Below are 11,710 nucleotides of genomic sequence, written 5' to 3'. Positions count from 1 at the left end.
TTTCAAATGTTGATACTTCAATCATTCCGGGGCTTATATCTACCTTGCCTGTATTATTCCTCATAATCATGTAGGCTGGTGTTATATCAAGATTAGATCCATTCCCGGTCATGTTTATTTTGCAGTAATCGTAAGAGAAGGACCAATACCCAATAACAGTTCCTTCATTATTCAAGAGCTTAATACTTCGTGTGTCCGGGTCAATGATTATTCTATTTCCATCCTTGTTGGATTCTATTTTACCTCGTATTAAAGCCTGATTAGCTACAAGAAAACCCGAGTGTGTCACAAGGAAGTTAACGACATCATCCTCTCTGTATGGATTCTCTGCAAGGTTTATGGCTTGGTCGAATGTACCACCCGCCCAAAATGCCGGAGCTGAATAACCTGTTGATATGCTCATCTGTGTCGGTTCTTGCGTTTCCGATGAGAGGGCTCTTAAATTGCTAAGATTTGCCGTACCAAGTTGTTGGTTTAGCTGTTCCCATTCTTCCGACTGCTTTAGGTCTTCTATCGTTTCATACCCGAGAGCTTTACATAGATCTTTCATTGAAAGACCAAAGCCATTACCGTCTTTCTTCTGATGTGCCCTTACATCTGTACCGTTAATTTTTACAAGATAATGATCGAACTCGGCATCGGATGAAGCGAATCGTTTGTCTGTAATTGTTATTTGTTCCATTTTTTTTATTTGATTAGTTGTAATTCGAATACGTTTATTAATTCTGTCAATACAGGGTTTTGGTGCTGCATTTCTATTAATTGCTTTTCAGCTTCTGCGAGTTGCTTTTTAGGTGTTTCTTTTGTTGGCACTCGCAATCTATCTATCAAGTAGTCGCCTATGTCATAACCTCGCTCTTTTTCTTCATCGGTGCAATTATCTTCAAGTAGTGTAGATACATTCACATTGATACCGATACTTTGAGCTTCTTTTGCTATTTGCATCCATTTATCAAATGCCACTCCGGTTTTTGATGTATCGGGAAATAGTAAGACATTCCACCCTTTCAGAGGTCTTAGTTTGTCAAGGTTCAACCAACCCAATGCACCCGAAGCCATCCAAAGAAACTCAGGCATTGCCCCTGCTGCGATTATTGCACTTTTCTCCGATTCACAAATACAGATCGTTTTCCCTTTGTTGTTTTCCGACCGGATGAGGTGTAAACCAAACAAGCACATTTGTAGGTTGTAATTCTCGGATAGTTCGCCTTTCTTTTTCAAGATGGCGTGTACCCAATTGACCGCCCCCGGTTCATCTTTTATTCGTTTGCCTATTTCGGGATCGTACTTCTGTATCTTTGCCGTTCTGCATTTTCCTTGTTCGTCTATTTGAGGAAATATAACCGCCTTATCTTTGGTACATCCTATAAAATAGGGATCAATCGTTCTCTTTATGGTTTCCCAATCGAATAAATAGAAAAGGAAGTACACAAAGTTGCTGTTTCGGGTTTTCGCACTATCAAGAATATACCTCATCGGAATAGTCCCCATTGGTTCAATCGTTACCGCTTTGATTGGTCTATAGTTCTGATCTCTCTTTATCTGAGGGTTCGAATCTCTTTCGGTTGGATGATCGGTAAACCATTCTTTTGGGGTATAGTGATAACCGCAACTATCTTCACGGTCGCATCGTCCTACCGATTCATTTATAAGCTCTCCGTTTGGCATCCTATAATAAACGAAAGTCTTTTTATCGCATGAAGGGCAAATGTATTTCCTGCTACCTTTCTCTAATTCAGGTCTTTCATTCATGGTTGAATATCTTTAGAGTGAAAAAATATTTTCTTTTTCTTGCGTCACCATCGTCACAACCGTCACAGATTTTTGAAGAAGTGTGATGCACGTGACGCACGTGATGATGAAAACAAACTTTATTTTTTAGCATAAACTATTATTCCGTTTCTCGTTTTCTCGGTTGTAAAACCTAGCATTTTTATTCTTTCTGATACACTTCTTATACTGCAAGCTTTATATCCGTTTTCAATAGAATAGGTTTTATACTCGCCGTACATCGTTTTCAATAGAATATTTGGCTCTCCGCTAGTCGGTGTATAGTTTTCCTCATCAATGAACATAGCTACGCTATCCGATTCTTTCCTGTAAGCATTAACCTGATCTTTGACTAGTGTAGATTGAGTAAATTTCTTTTGTCTTAGTATTCTTCTTAATCCGGCTAATATCCAATTGAATACGCCGCTTAGTTCAGAATTGATAATCTTCTTTGCTAGTTCCGGATCTTGTTCTTGTTCAGGGATGGTTTCCGAAAATGGGATAATAATAAAGCGTCTAAAAAATGCGTTCGTTTGTTCTACTTCTTTGGGTAGTTCGTTGCAGTTAAACATCAGTTTCCCATAGACACGCATAACAAAAGGCTTTCCGTATATCTGCCTTGCTTCTACCGGTTCGCCCGATACTAATTGCTTGAAAATAGATGCTTCGAGCTTTCCGTTTATCTCACTGGCATAGTTGAGTAGCTTATTTGATAGTTCTGCTCTTTGGTAGCTATCATATTTAGTGAGGTTCTGTAATGAGTAGGAACAAATATTCTCATCGCCCAATATGGCATTAACTATCTCAAAGAATACACTCTTCCCATTCGCTCCGCTACCATAAAGAATTAATGCTTTTTCTAATTTTAGATTATTTACGAAAATATAACCAAGATATTCCGCTAACACCTTTTTACAATCCTCATCTTTTAATACACGATTTAAGTATTTATCAAAAAGAGGGCATTTTGCAGTAGCATCATATTCAAAGGGCAGTTGATATTTCAAGAAGTCCTCTCTTTCGGGTTCTCTCAATTCTTGCTTTTCGTTGCTAATCTCGAATGTGCCATTTAGGAGATTGATTAATACATTGTATTTTACTTCGGGTGTCGGTAAGTTCGATGCTGAAAGGAATTGTTTGTATAACTCATCTTTAAATTGATGGTATTTAGCTTCTAACTCTGGTACACCCATTTTCATAGCAGCCTTTGCAAGAAATGGTTTAAAATCCTCAGCACTTACTACCTGCCAATATTTAGAGTTGAACACGTAGATAAAGCCGTCTTTAGTACACAATCCCCAATTATTAGTTATGGCTATTTCCAGTATGCTATCAATAGAAATAACAACGTATAATTTTCGGGGTATTTTTTCGTCTATATCTAATCCAGCTTTGTCTCTGAAATCAACCCTTTTAATTTGGTTCAGCAAGTCAATCAGCACATTTTGATAAGATTTACCCTTATTCATTTCTTTGCGTTGCTCGTTTGCGGATAGTGCCAAATCGGCGATATGGCTTCGCAAGCTGTCAACTGTTCCTGTCATTGTCCTACCTCTTTTCCATTGTTTAGTAATTCGGGACTTGTCGATAAATACCATGCAAGGAAGCCAGTACATTTACACATCTTTCTTTCTACCTGACATAATAAACCTGCCTTTTCCAAAGCGCGCTTATGCCGGCAAATATTCTTTTGTGCTATTCCTGTCGCTTGACTTACCATTGTTGCAGTAGCAATATTTTTAGATAAATATCTGAATACTACTTGCTTTTGTGTGGGAGATACGTTACCTTTGTTGTTGTTATGTAAGGGGGTATTCAGTTTCATCGATTGCCTCCTTTCTTATTACTCATACAATAGGCTTGAGCCTTATTCTCTAACTCATCTGATGTGCTTACACGGTTTTGTAATAACCACGCATCTAACTCGTCTTTCTCAAAATAAATCAGCTTCCCGATAGGCTTGTAATGCGGAATTTTTTGTGTTGCTGTTAGCTTATAGAGATAACTTTTGCTCATCCCGGTATAACTGCTTACCTCATCAAGTGTCAATATCCTTTTATTCATTATTCTTGTCTTTTAAATTAATTATGAGGTTGTACATACCTCTGTTAATTCGCTAGCAAGAGCAAAATTGTGAAGAATATAGACTATAAGAAAAAAGGGGATAGCCTCAGTTATGTAACTATTTGATAGTTAAAAAAATCCCCTATTAGAAGGGGATTCGTTAGGGGATTTTTAGGGGATGAAATTATTTGCTTTTTAACGGTCTTTCAAGAATGGAGTATTCTGCATTCAATAGTCTATACTTATTCGGTCGTAGATCACCTGGAGGATTCACATCCCAATATTGGCACAATATCCTAGCAAACTTAGAGAACGCTATGTTCTGTTTATCTTTAATTAAGATTTGTTCTTTTTGGAATTTTTTAAAAAGGGATAAACAGACATTTCCCCTGTGCATTATATCTGATAAACCTACATTATTCTTTATTTCGTCAAGATAATTCTTAATCAGATATTCATCCTGCTTTATAATTGGGTAAGCTATAATAAAATTAATATCAATTACTTCACTTTTCTTTATTGATACATTACCATCGGGCAGAGACGTGTCGAGTTGTTTAGGGTGTGTTTCTTCTTTAGAGGGAGGTGTATAGCCTTCACTCAATAAATTCACATTACACCTATTATAAATGTTCAGTTTTAATGTCTTTTGAATATCCATTATATCAATATAAGGGTCTAAGTCGAGGCACAATTTATCTAACTGAACCCAGAAGCTATTGTAGATTCCAAAGCAAGTTATTAAATACCGTTCTGCCAAAGTTGCATCTTCGTATTCTAAATACGGTTCTCTCCAGCGACAATATCGCTCTAAAGTAATATGATAAATAGGAAGCTTGAAATGTTTTGTTTTCCCTATTTTTAAGCAAGGCTTATTATAGTAAGTAATATATTCTTTATCAGCACTTATATTTAAGTAAACGCCTATGTCGGAGAATATCCGGAATATTTTCTTTAATGTAGTTGTCTTATCGTTAGGATATTTATAGAAATTATCCTCTATTTCCTGAATCGTATCATAGAGCAAACTGCTACTTCTTGGAATTGTTGTTAATTTGTAAAGTTCATCATTGCATTTTTCGATAATGTCTGTTCCTTGCTTTATCAACCATTCAACATTATTATCCTCAATTAGGTCATCTACATAAGATAACCCTTCAAATAACCTAACAAATTCATTTAGATATTTTTTTTCCATTCTCTATATCTTTATTTGAGGTAAACTATCTATTGCTGCCTGCTTTAAGCTATCCACCGCACGAGTATACTTTTCTGTATGTTGTAGTCCGCTATGCCCTAAGAGACTTGCAACGGTCTTTATATTCGCTCCATTGTTGAGAATATTAACCGCGAATGAATGTCTTGCACAATGCCAAGTAATATGTTTATCTATCCCTGCCAGCTTCACCCAATACCTCAACGATCGTAAGCACATCGATTGGCTAGGTAAGTTAAATATGAGGGTGTTTATCTTTTCTCCTTTTTCATTAGTTGGCTGATTTCCGATAAGTGAGAGTAAACCGTCATTCAGAGGTATTGTTACCCAGCTTTTAGAACTATGGCCTTGTGTTTTCTTCTGATTGAACGTAAGCAGTCTATTCGAGTAATCAACATCATTGTACATCAAATCTTTGACATCACAGAACCGAATACCAGTATAAAGACAGAATATAAATGCTCGCCTTACATTCGGGTTTTGCTGATCGTATTTAGCATTTTGCAGTTGTTCCATTTCTTCAAGGCTCAATACATCTTTTACAAGTGCGTTCTCATCACCTTTACATACTACACCGTTGCAGGGGTTCTTTCGTATTGTGTCGTGGTCTACACCGTATTTGATAATCTTTTTAAAACGTTTGTAATGCGTTAACGCTCCTTCGCCCTTGCTGATGCTTTGTAGGTATTCTACAAATTTCAACATCATGTCTTTATTTAGTTGCTCCGGTGCGATACTGTTTTTGTAGATGGGGTATTCGATAGCAATAAAATCTTTGAACCGTTTGATAGCTGCCTTTATCATACGTTTATCACCTTTGGTATAGTTGTCATAGTATGATTGCATGAAGTCGAATATATTAATCTTTTTATTGCTCTTTAGGCGATATCCGTCTCTATCCTCTTTCATCTGCTGCTCTCTCTCAAATCTGATCTTCTTGGCAAGCTCTAAAGTTTCATCGTTGCTTTGTTTTTCTATCGGGGTTCGGGGTTTGGCGATGAGATACAAATTTAAAGATTCCTTTTTTCGGTCATGTTTTATTTTTACTTTGCCTGTTTCTTCATCAGTCCATTGTTGACGGCCTAAATAATATTCGAGATATAAGCTCTTGCGCCCATCAGCTAACAACTTCTCTTGTAGCTTTGGATTCTCCTTTGTCTTTGTAGTCAGCTTTGCCATATTCAAAGATATTTCTTTTGTTTTCTCTTTGTAGCAAATTTACGACTATTTTTTCTTTAGGGTGTACTAAAGGTGTACTATTTTGCAGAATAAAGGCAAAAATAAGAAAATATATTTAGTTTAAAATATTGTAAGTATCTGATTAATATAGCTTATAAATTCTTTTATTTTCCTTTGTTTTCGGGGTGTCGTACCCGCTCCGAGTACGGAAAACCCCTATTAATCTTTTGATTATTAGGGGTTTTTATTTTTTAAGAGGGATAGTTTGAGGAGTAAATTATATAGATGTATAATTATTTGTTATATAATTAATAATTTCTGAATAAATTTCTGCAGATGATTCTCCTGCAATAATTTCACATACAGTTTCTATTTCCTCATTCCACTCTACCCCTGTTCGAATATTAAATAAATAGAACCGTTGGATATCGTAAGGTTCATTACTGACTGAGTTCAATGCTCCATAAATGAGCAATTGATACAAATCATATTTTGTAATATTACCATTTCCTGCTTTAATTTCAACAAGGGTTTTTCCCAAACGAATATCGCCAGTACATTCAAAAAGCAAGCCACAACCTTGAAATTTAGGATAAATTTCAAAATCTTGCTTTCCATTTGAAAACGATAATAATCGATGTGCCAATTTAATAACAATATCTAATTCTGTATTTGTCAATTCATCTTTGAAATTATCAGAATTATCAAGTATCTCCATTCTTTCCGCTTCCGAAAACTGCAACTCTTTAATTAAATCTATATTTTTATCAACAAGAGATTTCATATCTCTTGGATTTGTTTTCTGCTCATAAAAATGATAGAATAGTTTAAAAGAAATACCATTTATTAAAGCTCTACGTGATGGGATATCTTCTCCTTCATAGGTTATAGGCGTATAATGTCTCTCTTTTAATCCAGAGTTAATCATTCGTACATAATGATCTATTCCTGGTAGTAATTGATTCCAGAAACTAGAATAATATTTGATAAATGTTTTTTCTGAAATCATAATGGCATAATCCAAGTTGATATTTTTGATTTTTCTTTAGCCCACTCACTAATAATACTTTCACTTGTAGAAAATGTTCGTTTATTAAATCGTAACCAATGGTCACCTTCATCTCCTAAAAAATGAGCTGCAATAATAAACATACGACGTTCCCATTTATTCATTGTTGAAAAGGCATCTTTTTTGTCTGCTAGCCAATAATAAGCCTTCCATCTTATCATTATCTGAATAACTATACTTTTTATAAGAAGGCTTTCCGAAAACTTCCCATAGACTTTGTTTATCACGTCTTCATTCTCAGCACTCGAAACAGAGCCAAGAACTCTTAATAAATATGTCATATTAATTTCAGATTGTATTATATAAGAATCATCTAAAATTAGTTGCCGTAAAACTTTATGCAAGTTCTCTCTTGTTTCAGCTTCCAATTTATCATTATGTTTGTAAGCTGATTTCATTATCTCAGGAAAAATCGGATACAATATATCAAATCTATTTATTATAGAATCAAAAGCTCTAGAAATGATATTAGAATCCAAAATGTCAAAAGTTTTGATTAATCGTTTACCAAATTGTTGATGTATTCGAACCTTCTTCAATTCATCGTTTAATAGCCCTACAATGTCAAACTCGTCTAGTTGTTCTTTTATCTTTTGGTAATCTTCATCAGCATTATCCGAGTATGGATCATAATTAATTGGAAGTGACATGAATTTAGCTCTTTCCTTTTCTTTAAAATCATCACTTTCTGCATTAATTCGAGAGGATACTAATTTCTCAAATTCAATTCGCGTTTGTATCTGTGTCTTATGTTTTTGTAGAGTGAGCCCTTCATTTTTCATTAATTTACCTGCTAAATAATTAAGAGCAGAATGAGCCTCTTGCATTGTCCTACAAAAAATATGAATATCATCTACAAATCTTTTAAATTTAAAGCCGTGACTAAATAATAGTTTATCAGAATTATTCAAAGTTAGTTCAGCTAGTAACCTCGCTGCTTCTCCTCCTATCGGCAACCCGTAAGATTTAGTGTTAGAGAACTTTTGAATAATATTTTTAATTTTCTTTGGTAAATCATTGCCTGCATCAAGTCTATCCAGTGCATTTTCTAATGGATGATGATATATTCTGTTATAAAAATCCGCAATATCACAAATAACGACATACTCGTAATCAGAATTATTCTTAAGAAAATCCAATGAGTCTCGCTGAAATCTCAACCAGTTATAGTCTGTATCAAAAAGCATTCTCTTCTCTTGATTTACACAAAATCTATAAGAATATACAACCCCTTCTTCTTTCTTAATTCTCACCTTCTCAATTGCTTCTCCCATTTCAATTACTGCTGAAAGGAAATAAGCATTCCAAAATGGATCAATTTGTGTAGCCCATCTAAAGCCTGTATATCCAATTGGAGCTAAAGCGCTAATATTTACAGGAGGATTATTCACAATCTCATTGACAAAATTTTTATCCAATTCTTGTAACAAGCCTATAATTTCATCTCTTTTATCAAAAAATATTAACTTTTCAATGGGATATGGGAAGATGTCAGTATCACCATATTTTGCAATATTATCTACTGCTAATTGAATTGATTCTATATTCATTACTATGATCTTTAAGTAATACAAACTATAAGCTAAAGTTAAAAGTATTTATAATACAATCAAACCAATTCAAGAAGAATTATTTATATCTTTATCAATGACATAAAAGCGGAGCATCCCATATAAAAGTATAATATTAACTTGTATTGCCTAAATATACTACGGATTAACATTTCTCTTTCAAAAACAATTATTGTATATCTGTTGTTTTTATAGATATGTTATAAGTATGAATTATGAATCTCAAATATCCGTTTATTGCAATCATTATGATTAGTTTATTTGCATCGTGTACAGGTATTCCTAAAAACGCAACAGCAGTCAAAAATTTTGAAGTTGAAAAGTATATGGGACGGTGGTATGAAATAGCCCGGTTCGATTTTCGGTTTGAACGAAATTTAGATAACACTACTGCTGAATATACGTTGAATGAAAACCAAACAGTAGGGGTGCTAAATCAAGGGCATGATTACATCAAGGATACTTGGAAATCGGCAAAAGGAATAGCTAAATTTGTCGGTCCCAAAGATGAAGGCAGGCTTAAGGTTTCTTTCTTCCGTCCGTTTTATGGTTCGTATAATATAATTGCTTTGGATAAGGATTATAAATATGCGCTTGTTGTGGGCAAAAACAAGAAATATATGTGGATTCTTTCACGAACTAAAACGATTCCCGATGATGTGAAAAATAACTATCTTGATTTGGCTAAAAAGCTAGACTTTGATATTGATAAGCTGGTTTGGGTAAATCACGATTGAGTATAGGATACAGTATATAAAAGAAAGAACCGATGGATCAAGATCCATCGGTTCTTTCTTTTATAAGTCCTGTCAACCTTTGTAGGCTGAGGCAATCGAATGATTGATTACATCATTCCGCCCATTCCGCCACCCATTGGAGGCATTGGAGCAGGGTTTTCTTCTTTCTTGTCAGCGATGATACATTCTGTAGTTAAGAACATACCTGCAATAGAAGCTGCGTTTTCAAGAGCTACACGAACTACTTTAGCAGGGTCGATAACTCCGGCTGCATTCAGATTCTCGTAAACATCTGCACGAGCGTTGTAACCGAAATCAGCTTTTCCTTCACGTACTTTCTGTACTACAACAGCACCTTCTTTACCGCTATTGGCTACAATCTGACGAAGAGGTTCTTCGATAGCACGCTTAACGATTTCGATACCGGTAGTTTCGTCTTCGTTTTCACCTTTTAGGTCTTCTAGAGTGCTAATAGCACGGATGTAAGCTACACCACCTCCGGGAACTGTACCTTCCTCGATAGCTGCACGAGTTGCAGAAAGAGCATCGTCAACACGGTCTTTCTTTTCTTTCATCTCTACCTCTGACGGAGCTCCTACATAAAGAACAGCTACACCACCTGCCAATTTAGCAAGACGTTCCTGTAGTTTTTCTTTATCGTAGTCTGATGTTGTTTTTTCCATTTGAGCTCTGATCTGAGATACACGAGCAGCAATAGCATCTTTCTCACCTGCACCGTTTACGATAGTCGTATTATCTTTATTGATAGTTACCTTGTCAGCAGTACCAAGCATGTCGATAGTAGCAGCTTCAAGTTTGATACCTCTCTCTTCTGAGATTACGATACCGCCTGTAAGGATAGCGATGTCTTCAAGCATTTCTTTACGACGATCACCAAATCCGGGAGCTTTAACAGCAGCAATCTTCAAGCCTGCACGAAGACGGTTAACTACTAGTGTAGTCAATGCTTCTGAGTCTATATCTTCTGCAATGATTAGCAATGAGCGACCTGATTTAAGAGCAGATTCAAGAATAGGAAGAATGTCTTTCAATACTGAAATCTTCTTGTCGTGAATCAAGATATATGGGTTTTCAAGGTCAGCTTCCATTTTCTCTGTATCAGTTACAAAGTATGGAGAGATATAACCTCTGTCAAATTGCATACCTTCTACTACATCCACATAAGTTTCTGTACCTTTTGCTTCTTCAACAGTGATAACCCCTTCTTTCTTTACTTTACCCATAGCTTCAGCGATCAGCTTACCTATAGTTTCGTCGCCGTTAGCAGATATCTTAGCTACGTGCTCTATCTTCTGTAGGTCATCACCTACAGCTACAGCCTGAGACTTGATATTTTCTACTACTTTTGCTACAGCTTTATCGATACCACGTTTCAAATCCATTGGATTTGCTCCAGCTGTAACGTTCTTAAGACCAACGCTAACGATCGATTGTGCCAATACTGTGGCAGTAGTGGTACCATCACCCGCATCGTCGTTTGTTTTAGAAGCCACTTCTTTTACAAGTTGAGCTCCCATATTCTGGAATGCTTCTTCCAGTTCTATTTCTTTTGCTACTGTTACACCGTCTTTTGTGATGTGAGGTGCACCAAATTTCTTTTCGATGATTACGTTGCGACCTTTTGGTCCAAGGGTTACTTTTACTGCATTAGCTAATGCATCAACACCTTTTTTTAGCTCGTCGCGAGCATCTATGTTAAACTTAATCTCTTTAGCCATAATGTTATGTTAATTAAAACTGTTAGTATTAAATAATTGCAAGAATATCAGATTGACGCATAATAAGGAAAACTTCGCCGTCAAGTTCTACTTCTGTTCCGGCATATTTGCCATAAAGAACCTGATCTTTTGGTTTTACGATCATATCTTCGTCTTTTGTTCCGTTGCCTACTGCAATAACTTCACCTTTTAGAGGTTTTTCTTTAGCTGTATCCGGAATAATGATACCTCCCACGCTTTTTTCTTCGGCTGCAGCCGGCTTAACAAGCACTCTGTCTGCTAATGGTTTAATACTCATGATTCTTAAATTTTTAATAGTTATATATTAATTTATTTTATGTATTCTGTTTAGATATTAGCGAAAT

General features: G+C 35.6%; 12 protein-coding genes. 1 reads left to right on the top strand and 11 read right to left on the bottom strand.

Annotation, left to right across the window (positions count from 1 at the left end; all coding sequences use genetic code 11):
• From LDB17_RS13515 to LDB17_RS13475, 9 genes are all read right to left on the bottom strand, one after another.
• Positions 1-682: hypothetical protein (locus LDB17_RS13515; RefSeq protein ID WP_393925079.1), on the bottom strand; the 682-nt coding region annotated here is incomplete at its 3' end.
• Between the two features lie 5 nt (positions 683-687).
• Positions 688-1,752, bottom strand: a complete 1,065-nt coding sequence (locus tag LDB17_RS13510) for a DUF6371 domain-containing protein (RefSeq protein ID WP_252637623.1) — start codon at positions 1,750-1,752, stop codon at positions 688-690.
• A 119-nt stretch (positions 1,753-1,871) separates the two neighbouring features.
• On the bottom strand, positions 1,872-3,314 hold the full coding sequence (locus tag LDB17_RS13505) for a phage/plasmid primase, P4 family (RefSeq protein ID WP_252637624.1): 1,443 nt from the start codon (positions 3,312-3,314) through the stop codon (positions 1,872-1,874).
• The gene (locus LDB17_RS13500; protein WP_252637625.1) at positions 3,311-3,595 is read right to left on the bottom strand and encodes a transcriptional regulator; all 285 of its coding nucleotides are present in this window, start codon (positions 3,593-3,595) and stop codon (positions 3,311-3,313) included. The genes LDB17_RS13505 and LDB17_RS13500 overlap by 4 nt, the downstream gene beginning before the upstream one ends.
• Positions 3,592-3,834, bottom strand: coding sequence for an AlpA family transcriptional regulator (locus LDB17_RS13495; protein ID WP_252637626.1), 243 nt, complete (start codon positions 3,832-3,834; stop codon positions 3,592-3,594). The genes LDB17_RS13500 and LDB17_RS13495 overlap by 4 nt, the downstream gene beginning before the upstream one ends.
• 184 nt (positions 3,835-4,018) lie before the next feature.
• Positions 4,019-5,032, bottom strand: a complete 1,014-nt coding sequence (locus LDB17_RS13490; protein WP_252637627.1) for a hypothetical protein — start codon at positions 5,030-5,032, stop codon at positions 4,019-4,021.
• A 3-nt stretch (positions 5,033-5,035) separates the two neighbouring features.
• A complete protein-coding gene (locus LDB17_RS13485) occupies positions 5,036-6,229 on the bottom strand; it encodes a site-specific integrase (RefSeq protein ID WP_252637628.1) in 1,194 nt (397 codons plus the stop codon).
• A 277-nt stretch (positions 6,230-6,506) separates the two neighbouring features.
• Positions 6,507-7,253 (bottom strand): hypothetical protein, encoded by a 747-nt coding sequence (locus LDB17_RS13480; protein WP_291105466.1) that lies wholly within the window; start codon positions 7,251-7,253, stop codon positions 6,507-6,509.
• A complete protein-coding gene (locus LDB17_RS13475) occupies positions 7,235-8,848 on the bottom strand; it encodes an RNA-directed DNA polymerase (protein ID WP_252637631.1) in 1,614 nt (537 codons plus the stop codon). The genes LDB17_RS13480 and LDB17_RS13475 overlap by 19 nt, the downstream gene beginning before the upstream one ends.
• 236 nt (positions 8,849-9,084) lie before the next feature.
• On the opposite strand from LDB17_RS13475, the gene LDB17_RS13470 reads away from it, so the two are divergent.
• On the top strand, positions 9,085-9,606 hold the full coding sequence (locus tag LDB17_RS13470; protein WP_252637633.1) for a lipocalin family protein: 522 nt from the start codon (positions 9,085-9,087) through the stop codon (positions 9,604-9,606).
• 107 nt (positions 9,607-9,713) lie between these two features.
• On the opposite strand, the gene groL is transcribed toward LDB17_RS13470, so the two are convergent.
• Together groL and LDB17_RS13460 are read right to left on the bottom strand one after the other, a co-directional pair.
• Positions 9,714-11,345 (bottom strand): chaperonin GroEL, encoded by a 1,632-nt coding sequence (gene groL / locus LDB17_RS13465; RefSeq protein WP_135103738.1) that lies wholly within the window; start codon positions 11,343-11,345, stop codon positions 9,714-9,716.
• Between the two features lie 28 nt (positions 11,346-11,373).
• A complete protein-coding gene (locus LDB17_RS13460; protein WP_006842334.1) occupies positions 11,374-11,643 on the bottom strand; it encodes a co-chaperone GroES in 270 nt (89 codons plus the stop codon).
• Between the last annotated feature and the right edge of the window lie 67 nt (positions 11,644-11,710).

This window comes from Dysgonomonas sp. Shenzhen-Wh21 (assembly GCF_043392705.1).
GTDB lineage: Bacteria > Bacteroidota > Bacteroidia > Bacteroidales > Dysgonomonadaceae > Dysgonomonas.
This window is presented reverse-complemented; position numbering and strand designations above follow the sequence as displayed.